Consider the following 19,081-nt stretch of genomic DNA (forward strand, 5'->3'; position numbering starts at 1 on the left):
CTTGATTTTCTGGTGGGCGGAGCTGGGATCGAACCAGCGACCCCTGCCGTGTGAAGGCAGTGCTCTCCCGCTGAGCTATCCGCCCAAACAGGCCCGTATTTTAACCAGGGCCGGTCTTTCGGGCAAGGGGGCAAGGTGGTGCCTCGGCCTGGGGCTGGGTCGGCATCGTGGTAGTATGCGGATTCGGAACGTTGCTCACCAAAGGGCTGACCTTGGATTCGCGATCGCAACAGGCCTATTTGAAAGCGATGGGCATCCCCTTGTACCGGATCCACTCCGAGCCTGAGACGGCAAGGACGGCCGGACAGGTTGGGGAGGAGGCCACGGCTAAGGGGATCGCGGATGGGGCCGAGGCGGCCTCTCCGGCCCGCCAAGGTCCCGAAGGCCCGGCGGCCTTGGAGACCCTTCGTGGCGAGGTCGCCGAGTGCACGGCCTGCCCCCTGCACGCGGGCCGGACCCAGACGGTATTCGGGGTCGGCGATCCCCAGGCGTCGGTGATGTTCGTGGGCGAGGCCCCGGGCGCCGAAGAGGATCGGCTGGGCGAGCCGTTCGTGGGGCGGGCGGGCAAGCTCCTGGACGCCATGCTGGCGGCCATCGGTCTGGACCGCAACGCCGTTGCGGGGGACGATTGGACCGGTTCGGGTCCACCGGGGGGCAGTGGCGGTGCCGGCGTGTTTATCGCCAACGTGCTCAAGTGCCGCCCTCCCAACAACCGTGATCCGGACCCGGAAGAGGTAGCGCAGTGCGAGGGCTATCTGCGGCGCCAGATTGAGCTGGTGGCCCCGGATTTGCTGGTGGCCCTGGGTCGCGTCGCGGCCCAGGAGCTAACGCGTAGCAAGCAGCCCCTCGCCAAGCTGCGGGGCCGTGAGCACCGCTACCACGAGACCCCGCTTCTGATTACCTACCACCCGGCCTATCTGCTGCGCAGTCCCGCCGACAAGGCCAAGGCGTGGGAGGATCTTAAGGCCGTCCGGCGACGCATCGATTCCGCTTAATCGGTCCAGCCCCGTTCGGCGTCGTCGGGATAGACGCGCACCACGGTGACGGTCTGGTTGCGCACACGCACCACCTCCATGGGGTGGTTGCCCACCTTGAGGCTGGTACCCTCGTTGGGGATAGCCTCCAACTCTTCGATGATCAGGCCGGCCAGCGTCCGGGGGCCGGAGGTATCCAGATCCCAGTCCAGCTGGCGGTTGAGGTCGCGCAACTCGATTTGGCCTTCCACCAGCAGGCTGCCGTCCTTCTGCGGCCGGATGCCGCGCATGGGCATGTCGTGCTCGTCCTGAATCTCGCCCACGATCTCCTCAAGGATGTCCTCCAGGGTGACCAGGCCCACCACATCGCCGTATTCGTCCACCACCAGGCCCATGTGCTGGCGTTTGCGCTGGAACTGGATGAGCTGCTCTTGCAGCGGTGTGGTTTCCGGCACGAAGTAGGGCTCGCGCATCAGCGACTGGATGGTCTCGCGGGAAGGGGGACCTTCCTCCAGTCCTTCCAGCTTGAGCAGGTCCTTGCCGTGGATGACCCCCACGATGTGGTCGGGGTCCTTGCGGTAGACCGGGAAGCGGGTGTGCGGGGAGGCACGGAACTGGGCGAGGATGTCGCTCCAATCCGTCTCGATATTGAGGTTGGCCATATCGGTGCGGGGGACCATGACATCGGCCACCGTCACCCGGGAGAGCTCGAAGATATTGAGCAGCATGCGCTGGCGCCGGGAGGACAGCAGCGCGCTCTCCTCCAGGATCACCGTGCGCAGCTCCTCTTCGGATAGGCCGTGGGGGGATTTTGCCTGGGTCAGCCGGAGGGTGTGCAGCAGGGTGTTGGCGACGGCGTTGATGACCACCACTACCGGATAGAACACCACGAGCAACGGCCGCAGGATCGGGGAGGCAAGGAAGGCCAGGCGCTCGGGGTGGTTGGCGGCTAAGGTCTTCGGGGCCAGCTCCGAGAAGATGAGCACTACCACGGTCAGGATGACCGTGGAAACGAAAAGGCCGGCCTCGCCCATGAGGCGAAGGGCGATTACCGAGGCGACACTGGCCGCGGCGATGTTGACCAGATTGTTGCCCAGCAGGATGACGCCGATGAGGCGGTCGGGCCGCTCCAGGAGAGCGGTGGCCAGGCGCGCGCCGCGATGGCCCTGGCCGGCCAGATGGCGCATGCGGTATTTGTTGAGCGCCATCATGGCCGTCTCGGACCCGGAAAAGAAGCCGGAGAGTCCGAGCAGCACCACCAGGGTTACGAACAGCGCGGTCAGGGAGGGGCTGTCCATTCAGGGAAAGGCTAGGCCTTTAGCTCCATGATAATCCGGACCCCGAAATAGGCGAGCAACAGGATGCCGTAGCCGGATAGGGTCCAGCGCACCGCGGCGCGGCCGCGCCAGCCGTAGCGGCGATGGCCCCACAGCAGAAGGCCGAAGACTACCCAAGCGATTAGCGACAGCACCGTCTTGTGGTCGAAGCTCAAAGGCCGGCCGAGGAGCTGCTCGGAAAACACCACCCCGGTGAGGATGACCAGGGTTAGCATGCCGAAGCCGACCCGCAAAAGGTGGAACAGTAGGTCCTCCATGGGCTGCAGGGCCGGCAGGATGCGGGCCATGACCCCAAAGCGCTTGCTGCGTAGCTGGCCTTCCTGGATACGCAGGAGGATGGCCTGGACGGCGGCCAGGGTTAGGGTCCCGTAGGCCAGCAGGGAAAGCACCAGGTGGCCGGCCAGGGCGGGCCGGCTGAGGTCCAGCCGCAGGGACTCGCCGCTGGGGGCGAAGGCCTCGATCAGAAGCACCACGCCCGCCAAGGGAAACAGGATCAGGCCCAGCAGCTGGACTTCCAGAAAAAGGGTGGCCAGGAGGAACTGGAGGATGGCCAGCCACACAAAGAGGGACAGGGCGTAGGACAGATCCAGGTTGAGGAGCTCGCTGGCGGCGAATACCTGGCCGGCCACGACCACCGTATGAACGATCAGGGCGCCGGCACCCAGCCACAACGCCGGGGTCACGCCCCAATGGCCGGGACCCCGTACCACCAGCCATTCGCGCAGGGCGGCGGCGGCGTATAGTAGGGTACCGAGAAGCTGCAGCCCGAAGATGACCGCGGTGTTCATTCGTGGCCGTGACCAAGGCGGTTGCGGGAGGGGGCCGGGGCTTGGCAGCCCCGGACCCAATGGATGATTGGTTGTTGGCGGTATCCCCCGTAAAATACTTTCGTTTCCGGTTGAACTCAAACCCAGCTAGTAGCGGACGCGCACGAGACCATGTTCGACAATCTATCCGATCGACTTCAGGGGGTTTTCAAGACCCTCAAGGGTCAGGGCAAGCTCAGCGAGAGCAACATTTCCGATGCGCTGCGCCAGGTGCGCATCGCCCTGCTCGAGGCGGACGTATCGCTGCCCGTGGCCAAGGCCCTGATAGAGCGCGTTCGCGAACGGGCGGTGGGGCAGGAAGTGATGAACAGTCTCACCCCCGGTCAGGCCGTGATCGGCGTCGTCCGCGACGAGCTGGTCCACCTGCTGGGCGACGAGAACGATTCGCTTAACCTCGCAGCGCGGCCCCCGGCGGTGATCCTCATGGCCGGTCTCCAGGGCTCCGGCAAGACCACCACCGTGGCCAAGCTGGCCCGCTACCTCCAGGAGCGGGAGAACCGAGAGGTGGTGGTCACCAGCGCCGACATCTACCGGCCGGCCGCCATCGATCAGTTGGAGACCCTGGCCGGCGAGGTGAACGCCCATTTCGTCCCCAGCGAGTCCAGCGAGGAGCCGGAGACTATCGCCCGGCGCGCGGTGGAGCAGGCACGCATCCGTAACGCCGGCGTGGTAATCGTCGATACGGCGGGACGGCTGGCCATCGACGAGGCCCTGATGAACGAGATCCAGGGGCTGCAGCAGGCCCTTGAGCCGGCTGAGACCTTGCTGGTGGCCGATTCTATGACCGGCCAGGACGCCGTGCAGACCGCCGAGACCTTCAACGAGGCCCTGGACCTCACCGGGGTGGTGCTGACCAAGGCCGACGGCGATGCCAGGGGCGGTGCTGCCCTGTCCATCCGGCATGTCACCGGCAAGCCCATCAAGTTCCTGGGCGTGGGCGAGAAGACCGACGCCCTCGAGCCCTTCCACCCCGACCGGCTCGCCCAGCGCATCCTGGGTATGGGCGACGTGCTGTCGCTGGTGGAGGAGGCGCAGCGCTCGGTGGACGAGGACGAGGCCGAGCGCCTGGAGAAGCAGCTCAAGTCCGGCAAGGGGATGAACCTGGAGGATTTCCGCGACCAGCTGCGCCAGATCAAGAAGATGGGCGGTCTGGGGTCCATCATGGACAAGCTCCCCGGGGGCGGCAAGATGGGCGGTGCCATGCCCGATGTGGGCGAGGATCAGCTCAAGCGTATGGAGGCCATGATCGGCTCCATGACCCCTTGGGAGCGCCGCCACCCCAGCGCCATTAAGGCCAACCGCAAACGTCGCATCGCGGGGGGCAGCGGCACCTCGGTCCAGGAGGTGAACAAGCTGCTCAAGCAGTTCGACCAGATGCAGAAGGCCATGAAGCGCATGAAGAAGCAGGGTGGCATGAAGAAAATGATGGAGCAGATGGGCGCCGGCGGCGGCCAGGACTTTCCGTTCTAGCCAAAATCCGGTATATTCCAGCCTTTTCGTGAGCCCGAAGGCACCAGCAGGAGAGACGTTTTCATGGTTACCATTCGCTTCGCGCGCGGCGGCGCCAAAAAGAAGCCGTTCTACCAGATCGTGGTGACGGAGCACGCCAACCCGCGCGATGGCCGCTTCATCGAGCGGCTCGGTTACTACAGCCCGACGGCCAAGAACAAGGACTATAAGCTCGATGTGGAGCGGGCCAGGGAGTGGGTAGCCAGCGGCGCCCGCGTGTCCAATTCGGTAAAGGGCTTGCTGCGCAAGGAAGGCGTTCCCACCGCCTGAAGCCCATGAGCGAGAGCCAGGAACCGGCCCGAACGGACGATCAAAAGACGGGCTGGGTGGTCGTGGGGCGCATTCACGGCCTTTTCGGGGTTCAGGGCTGGCTGCGGTTGTTCTCCTATCTGGAGCGCCCGCCCGACCTCCTGGGATTCGACCGGCTCTGGCTAGTTACCCAAGAAGGGCGGGAGGCCCGCCGGGTGCTCGATACCGAACGCAAGGGGCTCCGCCTGGTGGCGCGGCTCGAGGGTGTGGGGGATCGGGAATCGGCCCGAACGCTGCTCGGCACCGAGGTCCAGGTTCCCCGTTCCGCCCTTCCCGAGGCCGGGGAGGACGAGGAAGGATTCCTCTGGGCCGATCTTCTGGGCCTGGATGTGGAGACGGTGGAAGGCGTGCCGCTGGGAAGCGTGACGAGCCTCGTGGATACCGGGGCCAACGATGTACTAGTGGTATCCGGCGAGGATCGCGAGCGACTGATTCCCTTCCTGGGCGACTACGTGCCGGAGGTGGACCTGGAGCGGGGCATAATCCGGGTCGACTGGGATCCCGATTTCTGAAGCCCCCGCGCGGACCGGAGCCATGCGCTTCCACCTGGTGACCATCTTCCCGGGGCTGTTCGAGGCGGGGGTCCTGGATTACGGCATGGTCGGCCGGGCCCGGGAGAACCGCCGTCTGGATGTGGCGGTCACCGACATCCGGGACTTCGCCACCGATCGCCACCGCTCGGTGGATGACCGCCCTTTCGGCGGCGGGCCCGGCATGGTCATGCGCCCGGACATCGTCGCCCGGGCCGTGGATCACGCTCGTGAGCAAATGCCGGCGGGCGCGCCAGTAATCTACATGTCGCCCCAGGGCGAACGATTGGACCACCAAAGGGTGGCGGAGCTCGCCCGGCTGTCCGGCATGACCCTGATGTGCGGGCGTTACGAAGGGGTGGACGAGCGCCTGCTTGAAAGCCGGGTAGACAGGGAGCTGTCCATCGGTGATTTCGTCCTCTCCGGGGGCGAGTTCGCGGCCCTGGTGGTGATCGACGCCGTGGCCCGGCTCCTGCCCGATGTGCTGGGCGAGCCCGCCTCCGCCGAGGAGGACAGCTTCGTGGCGGGCCTGCTGGACTGCCCCCACTTCACCCGGCCGTCTTCCTTCGAGGGTCGGGAGGTCCCGGAGATCCTACGCTCCGGCGACCACGGCGCCATTGAGCGGTGGCGCCGCCGCGAGGCCCTTGGCCGCACCTGGCAGCGCCGCCCCGACCTCCTCGAGATCCGCGGCGTGACCGCCGAAGAGCGCCGACTGTTGACCGAATACCTCCGGGAGCAGGGGATGGCCACGGACGCCGTGGCAAACCTGCCCGTCCGGGAATAGAACCGATTCGCAAGCGAGTAGCCCGAATTCTCAGAAGGGAGCAAGGGACGATGTCCGACATCATCCAGCAGCTGGAACAGGAGCAGATGAAGTCCGATATTCCGGACTTCGGGCCCGGAGACAGCGTGCGGGTCCACACCCGCGTCGTTGAGGGCAACCGGGAGCGGGTGCAGGCCTTCGAGGGGGTGGTACTGGCCTATCGCAAGCGCGGCCTGCATTCGGCCATCACGGTGCGCAAATCCTCCTATGGCGAGTGGGTGGAGCGCGTGTTCCCGCTGCATTCGCCACGCATCGAGAGGATCGAGGTTACGCGCCGGGGCAAGGTCCGGCGGGCCAAGCTCTACTACCTGCGCCAGCGTGAGGGCAAGGCGGCGCGTATCCCGGAAAAGTTCGTCAGCAAGTAAAAACGGGGGTCGGGGCATGGATTCGGCCGGAAGGGCGATCGGCGCGCTGGCCGAAGGCCTCCGTAGCCGTCCGATCCTTCCTCGCTTTGGAAGCGCGAAGGCTCGGCCCTCGCGTTTTTTTGTTGCCCTATTGGCCCTGATGGGTTGGGGCTGGGCGCATGCTGCCGACTTTGTTACCGCTGAGCGCCTAGTGGATGCGGGAGCTCCCGTTCTGGCTCTGAAAGAGCTCAAAGGTGAGGCGCCAGAACTGAGCGACCCGTCCTGGGCCCGGTGGGCCCGGCTGCGGCTGCGGGCCCTGCAGGCGGACGGTCAGTGGCGCCGGGTTATTCAGTTGGCGGATGACCCCCATGAGGAGGCCCCCAGCGATTATCGCCAGTGGGCCCAGGTCCGCGCCGCACGCCAGGAGCTTGCCCACGATCGCCCGGGAGATGCCCGCCGGCGTCTGGCCGCCCTGGTAGCCCTCTTTCCGGAGGATCCCCGCGTTCGCAGCTGGCTCCGGGGCGTCTACGAAGCCTACGCCGGGGAGAATCGCCAGGAAGCCGCCCGCGTGGCGGTCATGCGCCATCGGATGGGGGCCTCGGGCGATGCGGCGGACCTATCGCCTTCCGCCCAGCTCGAGCAGGCCCGGATCCTGGCCGAGGGGGGCGCCCGGGAGGAGGCCCTCGCCGCGCTCGGCGATGAGCCCCAGGGCCCCGAGCGACGGCGTCTGAGGGTGCGCCTCCTGATAGCCACCGGCGCCCGTGAGCAGGCCCTGAAGGAGGCCCGGGAGTGGGCGGACGCGGCCACGGGGCGCGGTGCCCGGTTGGCCTGGGAGGCTGTCGCCGAGGCGGCTGAAGGCTTAGGGCGGCCGCGGTTACGGGTTAAAGCCCGAGAGGAGGTGCTACGGTCCCCGGTACGGGTTGGGGAGGGTCGTGTCACCCGGGTGGAACGGGCCTGGGAGGCCTATCTGCGCCGGGGCGAGCACGTGGGTAACGAGGCCGGCCTGCTGGTGGGGGACGATGAGCGGTGGCTGGAGCTGGCCGGCGAGACCGAGGATGGCATCGACCGGCGCTCCCTCTTGGCCACGGTGGCCCTTCTGGGGCGCACCGCCCAGGCCCGCGAGACAGCCCGTTTGGCGCTGGCGGATGCCCTTGCCGACGCGGATAAGGGGGTGACCGGCATCCGCCTGTTCGCCCAGGGGCCGGCCTTCCAGGCTCCCGGCTCGCTGACCGATCCGACCAGGGTCCGTCTGGCCCGCTTGGCCCTTGCCGAGAAGCGCTTCCACCATGCCCTTTCCTGGATGGACCGCGTGGAGGTTCCTCCCGGGAAAGGGGAGAAACGCGGCTGGTGGCTCAATCGCGCCCGGCTGCGCGTCCGGCTCGGTGACTTCTCCGGCGCCGCCCGGGATGTGGAGGGCATCGGGGATCATTCCGAGTGGCTGGCCGACGATGGGTTCCGGGACCGGCTGCTGCAGATCCTGTTCGATCTCCAGGAGGCCGACCGCCACCAGATCGCCCTCCGTTTGTTCCGGGCCATCCACGATGTGGTAGAGGAGGCCTCCGCCCGCCGGGAGCTGCTTTTCTGGATGGCCGAGTCACGGCAGGCGCTGGAGAATTACCGGCAGGCCGCCACCCTCTATCTGCGCTCGGCGGCCCATCCGGGCGGGGACATGGGGGACCCCTGGTCCCGGACCGCCCGTTTCCGGGCGGCCAAGGCCCTTACCCACACAAGGCATAAAGCGGAGGCACGCCGCCTTTTCCGCAATCTTCTGGGGACCGGCAGCTCGCCCCAGGATCTGGCCATCCAGCGTCAGCTGCGTCAACTGGACGCCGATTCGGGGCAATGAGCATGGCCAGGGGTGAGCGGATCCTGACCACCCCTGCCGGACCTCTGTGGATGGCTGCCGAGCCCCGGGGACTGTTGCGTCTGGAATGGCTAGCCGATCCCGTAACTGACCCGGGCGAGGCGGGCCCTTCGGCCCTGCTTGACCGCTGCCAGGCCGCGGTCGAGCGCTATTTCGCCGATCCGGCAGCAACGCCGCCTTGCCTTCCTCTGGCACCGGTCCCCGCCACCGCGTTCCAGCGCCGGGTATGGCGCGCCATGTCCGCCATTCCCCCGGGCCAAGTGCGGACCTATGGCGAGGTGGCGCGCTGGCTGGGGAGCTCGCCTCGGGCGGTGGGTCGAGCCGCCGGCGCCAATCCCTGGCCGCTTCTGGTGGCCTGTCACCGCATCGTCGCCAGCAATGGACTGGGCGGCTACCTTGGGCAAGCCCACGGCATGGGTCCGGCCATCAAGCGCCGGCTATTGGCCCACGAAGGGCATCCGGAAACCCTGCGGGACCATCCGAGGCACGGTTGATGGAAACGCCGGATCCCCTGATCGATCAGTTCCTGGACCGCCTGTGGCTGGAGGCCGGGCTGTCGGAGAACACCCTGGCCGCCTACCGCCGGGATCTGGCCCGGTTCGGTGCCTGGCTGGAAGAGGGCAGCTCGCCAGCCGACGTTTCCCGGGAGCAGGTGCTCGGCTTTCTGGCCAGCCAGGTGCGTAGTGGTGCCCGCCCCCGGACCATGGCTCGGCAGCTGTCTACCCTTAGGCGCTTCTTCCGGTTTCTGCTGGACATCGAGGCAATCACCGAGGATCCCACTCGTGAGGTGGAGGCGCCGCGCCTGGACGCGCGGCTCCCCCAGGCCCTGTCCGAGGGGGAGGTGGAGGCCCTGCTGGCGGCCCCCGACCCCGCGCAGGCCGTGGGCCTTCGCGACCGGGCCCTGCTGGAGGTGGTCTACGCCACCGGGCTGCGGATTTCGGAACTGGTGGATTTGCCCCTGGACCGGGTGCGCCGTGATGCCGGCTATCTGCTGGTGGCGGGCAAGGGCGGCAAGCAACGCCTGGTGCCCATGGGCGAGGAAGCCCTGGACTGGGTGGAGCGGTATCTAACCCACGGCCGGCCCCTGCTGCTAGGCGGTCGCCCTTCCGACCGCCTGTTCGTATCCCGCAAACGGGGCCAGCTAAGCCGGCAGGCCGTTTGGTACAGGCTGCGCAAATACGCGATCGAGGTCGGAATCCACAAGCCCCTGTCGCCGCACACCCTGCGCCACTCCTTCGCCACCCACCTGCTCAACCACGGCCTGGATCTGCGCTCGCTGCAAATGCTTCTGGGCCACAGCGATCTTTCCACCACCCAGATCTACACCCACGTCGCCCGCCAGCGGCTCAAGGCGCTGCACGGAAAGCATCATCCCCGCGGCTAGATGCGCGGATTGCGCAGTCGGCCAGTCGGCCAAAACAAAAAAGCCCCGGCGGTTGGTCCGCCGGGGCTTTTTGGACGGCTGGTTTGGCGCTCCCAAGGGGACTCGAACCCCTGTTTTCGGCGTGAGAGGCCGACGTCCTAGACCACTAGACGATGGGAGCGACGACAGCCCGCAACTTTATAAGGGAATTCTTTTCCTTTCAACCCCTCTAAAAGGCAAACCCTGCCCCGATTTTACGGATTCCCCAAGCTCGGCTACCCTTTGCCCATGATCGACGCCTCCCCCGGAACCACTTCGGGCCCCGACCTTTTGGATCAACAACGACACGACGCCAAAGGAATGCCCACGGCCGATAGCCCCGCTTCGGCGGCGAACGGCTCCGGCGAGGCCCTGCCGGGAACGCCGGGCATCCTGCCGCGCCCGGAGCACACTGTCTCCCGTAGCCAAATCTGGGAAAACGCCCTCAAGGTGCTCTATCGGCTCCACCGGCGGGGCTACCAGGCCCATCTGGTTGGCGGCAGCGTGCGCGACCTGCTTCTCGGGCGGGAGCCCAAGGACTATGATGTCGCCACCGATGCCACCCCCGAGGAGGTCCGGGACGTCTTCCGCAACTGCCGGCTTATCGGCCGTCGCTTCCGCCTGGCCCATGTCTACTTCCAGGACGGTGTCGTTGAGGTAGCTACCTTCCGGGGCAGCGGCAGCGATCCGGAAGGGGAGGGCAAGAGGCGCTCCGAGGACGGCATGATCCTCCGGGACAATGTCTACGGCACCCTGGAGGAAGACGCTTGCCGCCGGGACTTCACCGTAAACGCCCTATACTACAGTATCGCCGACTTCTCGGTGCTCGACTATGTGGGCGGGGTGGACGACTTGCAGGCCGGCCGGGTTCGGCTCATCGGCGATCCCGAGCAGCGCTACTGCGAAGACCCGGTGCGCATGCTGCGCGCGGTACGCTTCGCGGCCAAGCTTGGCTTTTTCATCGAAGCCGGAACTGCCGCCCCCATCCCTTCGATGAGCAGCCTTTTGGAGGGGGTGCCCGCCGCCCGTTTGTTCGAAGAGGTGAACAAGCTTTTCCTGGCGGGCAACGGCGTCACCACCTATCAAATGCTTCGCCGCTTCCGGCTTTTCGAGCGCCTGTTTCCGGAAACGGCCGAGCTGCTCTCGCAGGAGGGTGACCATTTCCCGCACACCTTCCTCACCCACGTCCTGGAGGATACCGACCGCCGGGTGGCGCGGGACCTGCCCGTAACCCCTGCCTTCCTGTTCGCGGCCCTGCTGTGGCATCCCCTGCAGCAGGAGCGACGGGGGCTCGAAGCGGAGGGTATGGCTCCGGACGACGCTATGCAAAAGGCGGCCGCCGAGGTCATGGGCCGCCAGACAGGGCGGGTGGCCATGCCCAAACGCTTCTCCGAGGGAGCCCGCGAGATCTGGAGCCTGCAGGCCCGGATGGAGCGTGCCCGGGGCAAGCGGGCCCTGCGCCTGCTGGGGCATCCCCGCTTCCGGGCGGCATTCGACTTCCTCCTGGTCCGGGGCCGTTCGGGGGAGGCTGACCCTGACCCCGTGGCCTGGTGGCAGGACCTCCTGGATACGCCGTCCGGGCAGCGTCCGGCCAAGCTGGGGCTGAAGTCCGAGGGTGGCAAAAGCCGCTCGGGTAGGGAATCGGCCTGATGGCCGGCCGTCGGAGCCGTTCCGCCTGATCTAGGGAGACCCCGTTGGCGAATCGGCAACACCCCGAGACGGTGGTGACCAGCCATCCCAATGCCGACCTGGACGCCCTGGGCTCCATGGTTGCCGCCCGTCACCTGTATCCGGGGGCCGTGGCCGTCCTGTCCCAGGGCGCTGAGCCCCAGGCCCTCACCCTCCTGCGGTGGCTGGGCGAGACGGCCCCCGCCATTTTTGACGCCAGCCAGGTGGCTCTGGACGGCGTCGCCACGCTTGTCATTGTGGATACCAGCGACCCCCGACGGTTAGGCCCCTTCGCCGAGCTGGCCGGGTTTTCCGGGATCCGACTCGTGGTCCACGACCACCATGGCGGCGACCTGGATCAGCTGCCCCCACATGCTGAGGTCCAAGCGAGCCGGGGCGGGGCCAATACCAGCGGTATGGTGGCCGAGCTCCGCAGCCAGGGTGCCCCGGTGGGTCCGGAAGAGGCGACAGTCATGGCGGCCGGGATATACGAGGATACCGGCATGCTGACCTACGCCGGCGTGACCGGCTCGGATTTCGATGCCGCCCGATGGCTGCTCGACCGGGAGGCGGATCTGACCCTGGTCGGCCAGTTGCTGCGCCAAGAGCTGTCCCCGGAGCAGGTAGGGCTGTTTCACCAGCTCCTGGAAGGGGCCAGGCGGGTACCCGGTCTGCGCCATGAGGTGCTTCTGGCCAGCGTGGAGGATCCCAACCAGGTCCAGGACGCCGCCGGCGTGGTCCAGCGGGTTATGGACAGCGTCGAGGCCGATGCTTTCCTGGGTCTCATCCAGCAGGGCAATCGGGTCTTCGGCATTGGCCGCGCCCGTCCCGACGGCCCGGACATGGGGGGGGTGCTCGGTGAGCTCGGCGGTGGCGGCCACCCTTACGCCGCCTCCGCCTCGCTGCCGGGTGTGCCCCTAGCGGAGACGCGACAGCGCGCCGAAGCCGCCCTTCGTCTCCAGGACGGGCAGGTTCGCACTGTGGGAGAGCTTGGCAGCCGGCCGGTCCATACCCTGCCAGCGGATCTGACCCTGGACCAGGCGGCCCAGCGCCTGCGGCGCTATCCGCTGGCCCGCATGCCGGTGGTGGCCGATGACGGTCGGCCCCTGGGCTGGGTGGAACAGGGGCTGTTGGGAAGGGCCCATGCCCACGGCTTAGGGGATCAGGCCCTGTCGGACTACGTTGCCCCCCTCCCGACCTTGGCTCCCGACGCCTCCCTGCATGAGGCCGAGGCCTGGATCCTGGACCGGGACTACCCGCTGGTGGGGGTGGTGGAGGAGGGGCGGCTGACCGCCGTGGTTACCCGCTCGGATCTGGTGCGCAATTGGCGCGAGGAATCCGGCGAGGTGCCCGAGCCCCAACAGCGCAGCGGGGGGGGTAAGCGCAATCTGGAGGGACGACTGCGTCAGCTGCTGGACCCGGATACCGTGGGTGCCTTGCGGGAACTGGGGGGTCTGGCCGCCGAGCAAGGCGTACGGGCCTTTCTGGTGGGCGGACTGGTGCGGGATCTCATCCTTAACCGGCCCAATACCGATGTGGATATCGCCGTGGAGGGCGACGCCATCGCCCTGGCCGAAGCCTTCGCCGAATGGCAGGGCTGGCACGCCCACAGCCATCCCCGCTTCGGCACCGCCGTGCTGAAGGGGCCCCGAGGCGAACGGTTCGACCTGGCAACCTCCCGGATCGAGCACTACCCCTATCCCGCAGCCCTGCCGGAGGTGGAGGCCGGCTCCATCAAGGCAGACCTGTTCCGGCGGGACTTCGCCATCAACGCCCTGGCCATGGAGCTCGACGGGCCCCGGTTCGGGCGCCTGCTGGATCCCTTTGGCGGGCTGCGGGATATCCGCCAAGGGATCATCCGCGTCCTGCACAGCCTGTCCTTTGTCGAGGACCCCACCCGTATCGTTCGGGCGGCGCGGTTCGAGGCCGAGCTCGGCTTTGAGATCGATGGCGCGAGCCAGCGGCTCATCCGCAATGCCGTGGATCTGGACATGCCGGCCCGGTTGTCCGGCCACCGGTTGTTCCGGGAGCTGCGTTACCTGCTGGACTGCCCGGCGCCCGGGCTAGGGGTGGCGCGACTGGGCCAATTGGGCATGCTGCTCTTTATCCATGGCGTCCTGGCGGGAGACGAGGGAAAAGTAGCCATAGACCGGGTCAAGCGGGGCGAGGAGGTGCTCGATTGGTACCGGCTCCTCTACCGGCCAAAGGCCCCCAGCCAGTGGAAGGTCCTGACCCTACTCCTGCTCTGGGGACTCGATTCCCGTCGGCTGGAGAGCGCGCTCAGCGACTACGAGGTCCGCAGCCGGGAGGCGGCGGCCCTGGCCCGGGACCGGGCTTGGGCGGCCGATTTCACGGCCGCCATGAGCCGGCGAGAGTTGATCCCGGACGAGGATGTGCCCCTGTTCGAGTGGCTTGAACAGCTCTCGCTGGACGGGCTGCTGGCCTGCATGGCAGCTAGCGAGGACCAAAAGGTCAAGGCCGGGATCAGCCATTACCTGCAGCATTTGCGGGGCATCCGGCCGGCCCTGGACGGCAGCCAGCTTCAGGCACTGGGTGTGCCCCAGGGGCCGGCCGTGGGCGAGTGGCTACAGGCCCTGACCCGGGCCCGGGTCAGGGGCGAGGTCCATGATAGCGACGACGAGAAGGCCCTGGTGCGGGCTGGGGAGATTCCGGCATGACCCAGGTTTTCGTCGGTCTCGGCAGCAACCAGGGCGACTCCCGCGCCCTGCTCCGGGACGCCCTGGTGCGGCTACAGGCCCGGGCTACAGGCCATTTGGCGGCGGTCAGCTCCCTTTACCGGACCGAGCCCTTGGGCTACACTTGCCAACCGGATTTTCTTAACGCCGTAGCCCTGTTCCATGGTGCGGATGAGCCCGGGAACTGGCTCGACTCCCTGCTGGCCGTGGAGGGCGAGCTGGGGCGACTTCGGGAGGGACCGCGCTGGGGGCCTCGGCCGGTGGACCTTGACCTCCTGGCGGTCGGCACCCGGTCCCTGGAAACGCCGCATCTGACCCTTCCCCACCCGCGCATCCAGGAGCGCCGGTTCGTTCTCGTCCCTTGGGCCGAACTGGCACCGGATTTTCTATTGCCGTACGGCCTATCGGTCTCCCGCCTACTTAGGTTGTGCCCGGATGAGGGTGCGGTGGCGAGGGCGTCTGGCCCGGAATGGGTCGCGGAAAGGTCGACAAGCGAGGGCGGGGGCGGATGAGCCGCATTCGAGTGGATGATCTGCAAAAGGGGGGCACCCCGGCAGGGCCTCTGGCGGCAGTGACCGCCTACGACTACGCCTTCGCTCGGCTGGCCGACCGAGCCGGCGCGGACCTCCTGCTGGTGGGGGATTCGCTGGGCATGGTGGTCCAGGGGGAGGAAACCACCCTCCCGGTGACCCTAGACCATATGGTCTATCACACCCGGTGTGTGAATCGCGGCCGGGAGCGGGCCCTGGTAGTGGCTGACCTGCCGTTCCGGGCCTATAAAGCGGGGCCCGCCCAGGCCCTGGACAGCGCCGCCCGCCTCATGGCCGAAGGTGGGGCCGAGATGGTCAAGCTGGAGGGTGGCGGGCCCATGGCGGGCACAGTGGCCTTCCTGAATCAGCGGGATATCCCGGTCATGGGCCACCTCGGCCTTACCCCGCAATCGATCCACCAGCTCGGGGGCTACCGGGTGCAGGGCCGGGATGCCGACGCTGCCACCCAAATGGTGGAGGAGGCCCTGGATCTGGAGCGGGCCGGGGCCCGGGCGCTGGTCCTTGAGGCCGTGCCACGCACCCTGGCGGCCCGCGTTAGCGAGACTGTGGCCATTCCCGTTATCGGTATCGGCGCCGGGCCCGACTGCGACGGCCAGGTCCTGGTCTTGCACGATGTCCTGGGGCTGGACGAACGGGTCCAGCCGCGCTTCGCCCGTCGATACATGGACGGCGCCGGTCAGATCACAGAGGCCCTGGGCGCCTTCTGCCGGGATGTCCGGGCGGGGACCTTCCCCGATGCCGAGCACAGCTTCGACTAGCGGGCGCGAAAACCATGCAGACCGCCTACGATCGCCGGCAGCTGGAACAAGCCCTGGCGCCCTATCGCGACGCCGGCGACCGCATTGCCCTGGTGCCTACCATGGGCGGCCTGCATGCCGGTCACATGGCCCTGGTGCAACGGGCCCGGCAGGTGGCCGATCGGGTGGTGGTGTCGCTGTTCGTTAATCCCACCCAGTTCGCCCCGTCAGAGGACTTCGAGGACTACCCCCGGACCTTCGAGGCCGACCGGGAGCGGTTGCTTGCAGAAGGGACGGATGTGCTGTTCGCACCCGGTGATCTGGTCATGTTCCCCGATGGCGAAGGGGCCGTTACCGTGGCGGTGGACCGGGTGACGGAGGGCCTGGAAGGGGCTAGCCGGCCCCATTTCTTTACCGGGGTGGCCACGGTGGTCACCAAGCTCCTGGCGGGGGTGAGCCCGAATTTGGCGGTTTTCGGTAAGAAGGACTATCAGCAGCTGGTGACGGTCCGCCGGCTGGTGTCCAACCTGCTCTTCGCCACCGGGGTCGAAGAGGTGGAAATCGTGCGGGAAGAGGACGGCCTGGCGGTCAGCTCCCGCAACGCTTATTTGAGCGCTGGCGAGCGGGCCGTGGCCCCGGGGTTTTACCAGGCTCTACGCCACGCCGTGGCCGAGGCGGCAGAGCGTAGCCTTGCCCCTGAGGCGGTGGAGGAGGTGGCCCGCCGGCGCATCGCCGAGGCGGGTCTTTGGCCCGAGTACGCCGAGGTCCGCCGGGCCGGCGACCTGGAGCCGGTTACCGATCTCGAAGGCCCGCGCGTCCTTCTGGCCGCGGCCCACTTGGGATCCACCCGGTTGATCGATAACCTGGAGTTCGGCTCGGTCGAGTGACCCGGGCCGGTCATGGCCATCAGGAGCGCGCCATGCAATTGACGCTGCTCAAAAGCAAGATCCATCGCGCCACAGTCACCGAGTCGGACCTCGAGTATGAGGGGAGCTGCGCCATCGACGCCGACCTCCTGGAGGCCGCCGGGCTGCACCCCTACGAGCGCGTCGAGATCTACAATCTGACCAACGGCGAGCGTTTTGCCACCTACGCCATCCGCGCCGAGGCCGGTTCCGGGACCCTATCCATGAACGGCGCCGCCGCGCACAAGGCGGGCGTGGGGCATCAGGTCATCCTGTGCGCCTATTGCGGCCTATCGGCCGAGGAGGCGGCGGAGCACGAGCCGCGTATCGTCTGGGTGGACCAGGCCAACCGGATTCGCCGCACCCATGGCGAACGGCCGGAGGACGCCGCCTGAGCCATACCCCCCGCCGCAACCGGCGGCTTCCCCTAGAACGGATAAGACCCCGATGAACAGCGCCGATTGCCTGGTGACCTGCCTGGAGAGCGAGGGAACTCGTTTCGTTTTCGGGCTGCCAGGCGAGGAAACCCTGGCCTTCTACGAGGCCCTGCGCGAGAGCTCCATCCACGTTGTGACCTGCCGCCATGAGCAGGGGGCTGCCTTCATGGCCGATGTCCACGGTCGCCTGACGGGCAGCCCGGGCGTGTGCGTGTCCACCCTGGGCCCGGGCGCCACCAACCTGATCACGGGGGTCGCCGACGCCGACCTGGATCGCGCGCCGGTGGTGGCCATTACCGGCCAGGCGAGCCTGGACCGGACCCACAAGGAGTCCCACCAGTACCTGGACCTGGTGTCGCTGTTTCGGCCCATCACCAAGTGGAACGCCCAGATCAAGCGCGGCGACGTGGTCCCGGAGATGGTCCGCCACGCCTTCCGTGAGGCCGCCCTGGAGAAACCTGGGGCCACCCACCTGGACCTGCCCGAGGACGTGGCTGACGCGCCCGTGCGCGCCGACGCCACCCCGCTGCCGTCGCAGCCCCTGCCCCAGCCGGTACCGCCGGAGGATGAGCTCAAGCAGGCGGCGGAGTTTTTGGCCCGCTCCCAAAATGCCCTGATCCTGGCCGGCAACGGCATCATCCGGGCGGGTGCCTCCGAGGCCCTGCGCCGGTTCGCGCGCAGCCTGAATATCCCAGTGGCACACACCTTCATGGCCAAGGGCGTATTTCCCTATGATGATCCCCTAGCCATCATGACTGCCGGCATTCAGGCCCGGGACTATGTTGCCTGTGGCTTCGAGGCCGCCGACGCCATCATCTGCATCGGCTACGACGCCACCGAGTACGCACCCAAGAGCTGGAACCCCAACCGCGACAAGCCGGTGCTGCACATCGCCCAGACCCCGGCCGAGCTGGATTCCCACTACACCACTGCGGTGGAGGTGGTGGGTGACATCGCCGAGGCCCTGAACTACCTTTCGGATGCGGTCACCCCGCGCAAGGCCAACATCATCCCCAAGCTCCATGACCCGGTTATGCGGGAGCTGCGCGCCTATGACGAGGACACCTCGGTGCCCTTCAAACCGCAGCGAGTGATTGCCGACCTGGACCGAGCGCTCGATCCTAGGGACATCGTGGTCTCCGACGTCGGTGCCCATAAGGTGTGGGTGGCCCGGATGTTCCCCTCGTCGGTGCCCAACACCTGCATAATCAGCAACGGCTTCGCGTCCATGGGCATCGCCCTGCCCGGGGCCATCGCCGCCAAGCTGGTCCATCCCGAGCGCAAGGTGGTGGCCATTGCCGGCGATGGGGGGGCACTAATGAACATCCAGGAGCTGGAGACTGCTGTCCGGCTAGGCACGCCGGTGGTCCTGCTGGTGTTCGTGGACAACATGTACGGCCTCATCGAATGGAAGCAGCAGCAGCGCTACGGCCATTCCACCGAGGTCGGCATCGGCAATCCCGATTGGGTCAAGCTGGCCGAGAGCTTCGGCGCCCGGGGCACCCGTGTGACCGCTAGCGACGAGCTTGGCCCCGCCCTGGAATGGGGCCTGGACCAGGACCTGCCGGTGATCCTGGAGGTCCCGGTGGACGCCCGCGAAAACCTCAAGCTAACCGAGCACCTGGGGGACCTGGTCTGCCCCATTTAAGAGGCAACCGAGCATGGCTAATCGGACAGATGGGCCGCCTTGTGTGCTTATGTATCCGGGCGAGGTAGCTTGGAAGGCGGGAATCATGGGCTAACCCCGTTACGCCGCTGACCATGGATTTTAAAGAAGGGCCAGGTAACTCCCTAAACCTACCAATCGGCTGGCAAGCGTGGCTTTGCACGGCGACGCTTTTTGAGCCGCCTACCCTTTCCGCTGAGCTTTTAGGCCGACGACCAGACAATACGGGCCCGCCGACCAGGTGGAAAAGACGGGTTAAATGGGCCGACGGTTAGACCTGTTCCCTAAAATCCGGCCATGGCCCCCAGGTGCCACCGCCTCTCCATCGATTTCGATCCCCGCCCAGCAGCTTTCCGCCCGGGTAACCCTTGGGCCAACGGAGCCTGACCTCCATAAGGTTACAATCGGGTCTCTGTGGAGTTACCCCGTTTCCGTGGACACGTAACGGCTTGGCTCATGCCGCTGCCATCCAGGCCTGCTCATAGGCCTTGGGAGATCGGTA

The 19,081-nt window shown here is 67.2% G+C and carries 18 protein-coding genes and 2 tRNA genes; 16 read left to right on the top strand and 4 right to left on the bottom strand.

What is annotated here, in order from left to right:
• Positions 1-10: 10 nt before the first annotated feature.
• Positions 11-85: transfer RNA gene (locus V5A19_RS11350), tRNA-Val, on the bottom strand.
• A 121-nt stretch (positions 86-206) separates the two neighbouring features.
• Here V5A19_RS11350 and V5A19_RS11355 point away from each other — a divergent pair.
• On the top strand, positions 207-995 hold the full coding sequence (locus tag V5A19_RS11355) for a uracil-DNA glycosylase (RefSeq protein ID WP_443081460.1): 789 nt from the start codon (positions 207-209) through the stop codon (positions 993-995).
• Here V5A19_RS11355 and V5A19_RS11360 read toward each other — a convergent pair.
• Together V5A19_RS11360 and V5A19_RS11365 are read right to left on the bottom strand one after the other, a co-directional pair.
• The gene (locus tag V5A19_RS11360; protein ID WP_332319655.1) at positions 992-2,272 is read right to left on the bottom strand and encodes an HlyC/CorC family transporter; all 1,281 of its coding nucleotides are present in this window, start codon (positions 2,270-2,272) and stop codon (positions 992-994) included. The two genes, V5A19_RS11355 and V5A19_RS11360, sit on opposite strands and share 4 nt — an antisense overlap.
• A gap of 11 nt (positions 2,273-2,283) precedes the next feature.
• The gene (locus V5A19_RS11365; RefSeq protein WP_332319654.1) at positions 2,284-3,099 is read right to left on the bottom strand and encodes a cytochrome C assembly family protein; all 816 of its coding nucleotides are present in this window, start codon (positions 3,097-3,099) and stop codon (positions 2,284-2,286) included.
• 150 nt (positions 3,100-3,249) lie between these two features.
• Here V5A19_RS11365 and ffh point away from each other — a divergent pair, with 150 nt between their 5' ends.
• The 8 genes from ffh (at position 3,250) to xerD (ending at position 9,901) form a co-directional block, all read left to right on the top strand.
• Positions 3,250-4,608 (top strand): signal recognition particle protein, encoded by a 1,359-nt coding sequence (gene ffh, locus V5A19_RS11370; RefSeq protein WP_332319653.1) that lies wholly within the window; start codon positions 3,250-3,252, stop codon positions 4,606-4,608.
• A 63-nt stretch (positions 4,609-4,671) separates the two neighbouring features.
• Positions 4,672-4,917 (top strand): 30S ribosomal protein S16, encoded by a 246-nt coding sequence (gene rpsP, locus V5A19_RS11375; protein WP_332319652.1) that lies wholly within the window; start codon positions 4,672-4,674, stop codon positions 4,915-4,917.
• Positions 4,918-4,922: 5 nt separating this feature from the next.
• Complete coding sequence (gene rimM, locus V5A19_RS11380) at positions 4,923-5,468, top strand: ribosome maturation factor RimM (RefSeq protein ID WP_332319651.1); 546 nt, start codon at positions 4,923-4,925, stop codon at positions 5,466-5,468.
• Between the two features lie 22 nt (positions 5,469-5,490).
• Positions 5,491-6,270, top strand: a complete 780-nt coding sequence (gene trmD, locus V5A19_RS11385) for a tRNA (guanosine(37)-N1)-methyltransferase TrmD (protein WP_332319650.1) — start codon at positions 5,491-5,493, stop codon at positions 6,268-6,270.
• 50 nt (positions 6,271-6,320) lie between these two features.
• Positions 6,321-6,674 carry a 50S ribosomal protein L19 gene (gene rplS / locus V5A19_RS11390; protein WP_332319649.1) on the top strand — a complete coding sequence of 118 codons (354 nt, stop codon included), beginning with the start codon at positions 6,321-6,323 and terminating at the stop codon, positions 6,672-6,674.
• A 190-nt stretch (positions 6,675-6,864) separates the two neighbouring features.
• A complete protein-coding gene (locus V5A19_RS11395) occupies positions 6,865-8,499 on the top strand; it encodes a hypothetical protein (protein WP_332319648.1) in 1,635 nt (544 codons plus the stop codon).
• 2 nt (positions 8,500-8,501) lie between these two features.
• Positions 8,502-9,011: a methylated-DNA--[protein]-cysteine S-methyltransferase gene (locus V5A19_RS11400; protein ID WP_332319647.1), complete on the top strand. Its 510-nt coding sequence runs from the start codon at positions 8,502-8,504 to the stop codon at positions 9,009-9,011.
• Entirely contained in the window at positions 9,011-9,901 is an 891-nt protein-coding gene (gene xerD / locus V5A19_RS11405) for a site-specific tyrosine recombinase XerD (protein WP_332327815.1), read from the top strand. The genes V5A19_RS11400 and xerD overlap by 1 nt, the downstream gene beginning before the upstream one ends.
• Before the next feature lie 84 nt (positions 9,902-9,985).
• Here xerD and V5A19_RS11410 read toward each other — a convergent pair.
• Positions 9,986-10,061: transfer RNA gene (locus V5A19_RS11410), tRNA-Glu, on the bottom strand.
• 179 nt (positions 10,062-10,240) lie between these two features.
• Here V5A19_RS11410 and pcnB point away from each other — a divergent pair.
• From pcnB to V5A19_RS11445, 7 genes are read left to right on the top strand one after another with little or no spacing between them, the layout of a single operon-like run.
• The gene (pcnB, locus tag V5A19_RS11415; RefSeq protein WP_332319629.1) at positions 10,241-11,569 is read left to right on the top strand and encodes a polynucleotide adenylyltransferase PcnB; all 1,329 of its coding nucleotides are present in this window, start codon (positions 10,241-10,243) and stop codon (positions 11,567-11,569) included.
• Positions 11,570-11,613: 44 nt separating this feature from the next.
• On the top strand, positions 11,614-14,265 hold the full coding sequence (locus V5A19_RS11420) for a CBS domain-containing protein (protein ID WP_332319630.1): 2,652 nt from the start codon (positions 11,614-11,616) through the stop codon (positions 14,263-14,265).
• Positions 14,262-14,795, top strand: coding sequence for a 2-amino-4-hydroxy-6-hydroxymethyldihydropteridine diphosphokinase (gene folK / locus V5A19_RS11425; RefSeq protein WP_332319631.1), 534 nt, complete (start codon positions 14,262-14,264; stop codon positions 14,793-14,795). The genes V5A19_RS11420 and folK overlap by 4 nt, the downstream gene beginning before the upstream one ends.
• Entirely contained in the window at positions 14,792-15,592 is an 801-nt protein-coding gene (panB, locus tag V5A19_RS11430) for a 3-methyl-2-oxobutanoate hydroxymethyltransferase (RefSeq protein WP_332319632.1), read from the top strand. Before folK ends, panB begins: the two co-directional genes overlap by 4 nt.
• Positions 15,593-15,606: 14 nt before the next feature.
• Entirely contained in the window at positions 15,607-16,458 is an 852-nt protein-coding gene (panC, locus tag V5A19_RS11435) for a pantoate--beta-alanine ligase (RefSeq protein ID WP_332319633.1), read from the top strand.
• 32 nt (positions 16,459-16,490) lie between these two features.
• Positions 16,491-16,871 carry an aspartate 1-decarboxylase gene (panD, locus tag V5A19_RS11440; RefSeq protein WP_332319634.1) on the top strand — a complete coding sequence of 127 codons (381 nt, stop codon included), beginning with the start codon at positions 16,491-16,493 and terminating at the stop codon, positions 16,869-16,871.
• Between the two features lie 52 nt (positions 16,872-16,923).
• On the top strand, positions 16,924-18,561 hold the full coding sequence (locus tag V5A19_RS11445) for an acetolactate synthase large subunit (protein ID WP_332319635.1): 1,638 nt from the start codon (positions 16,924-16,926) through the stop codon (positions 18,559-18,561).
• Positions 18,562-19,081: the final 520 nt, after the last annotated feature.

The organism is Thiohalorhabdus sp., from assembly GCF_036628635.1.
GTDB lineage: Bacteria > Pseudomonadota > Gammaproteobacteria > Thiohalorhabdales > Thiohalorhabdaceae > Thiohalorhabdus.

What these genes read in the sequence shown, in the direction of transcription:
- panD (WP_332319634.1), top strand. Translation starts at nt 16,491, where the DNA reads ATGCAATTGACGCTGCTCAAAAGCAAGATCCATCGCGCCACAGTCACC.
- rplS (WP_332319649.1), top strand. Translation starts at nt 6,321, where the DNA reads ATGTCCGACATCATCCAGCAGCTGGAACAGGAGCAGATGAAGTCCGAT.
- V5A19_RS11365 (WP_332319654.1), bottom strand. Translation starts at nt 3,099, where the DNA reads ATGAACACCGCGGTCATCTTCGGGCTGCAGCTTCTCGGTACCCTACTA.
- panB (WP_332319632.1), top strand. Translation starts at nt 14,792, where the DNA reads ATGAGCCGCATTCGAGTGGATGATCTGCAAAAGGGGGGCACCCCGGCA.
- ffh (WP_332319653.1), top strand. Translation starts at nt 3,250, where the DNA reads ATGTTCGACAATCTATCCGATCGACTTCAGGGGGTTTTCAAGACCCTC.
- folK (WP_332319631.1), top strand. Translation starts at nt 14,262, where the DNA reads ATGACCCAGGTTTTCGTCGGTCTCGGCAGCAACCAGGGCGACTCCCGC.
- rpsP (WP_332319652.1), top strand. Translation starts at nt 4,672, where the DNA reads ATGGTTACCATTCGCTTCGCGCGCGGCGGCGCCAAAAAGAAGCCGTTC.
- pcnB (WP_332319629.1), top strand. Translation starts at nt 10,241, where the DNA reads ATGCCCACGGCCGATAGCCCCGCTTCGGCGGCGAACGGCTCCGGCGAG.
- trmD (WP_332319650.1), top strand. Translation starts at nt 5,491, where the DNA reads ATGCGCTTCCACCTGGTGACCATCTTCCCGGGGCTGTTCGAGGCGGGG.
- panC (WP_332319633.1), top strand. Translation starts at nt 15,607, where the DNA reads ATGCAGACCGCCTACGATCGCCGGCAGCTGGAACAAGCCCTGGCGCCC.
- rimM (WP_332319651.1), top strand. Translation starts at nt 4,923, where the DNA reads ATGAGCGAGAGCCAGGAACCGGCCCGAACGGACGATCAAAAGACGGGC.
- V5A19_RS11400 (WP_332319647.1), top strand. Translation starts at nt 8,502, where the DNA reads ATGGCCAGGGGTGAGCGGATCCTGACCACCCCTGCCGGACCTCTGTGG.
- V5A19_RS11445 (WP_332319635.1), top strand. Translation starts at nt 16,924, where the DNA reads ATGAACAGCGCCGATTGCCTGGTGACCTGCCTGGAGAGCGAGGGAACT.
- V5A19_RS11360 (WP_332319655.1), bottom strand. Translation starts at nt 2,272, where the DNA reads ATGGACAGCCCCTCCCTGACCGCGCTGTTCGTAACCCTGGTGGTGCTG.
- xerD (WP_332327815.1), top strand. Translation starts at nt 9,011, where the DNA reads ATGGAAACGCCGGATCCCCTGATCGATCAGTTCCTGGACCGCCTGTGG.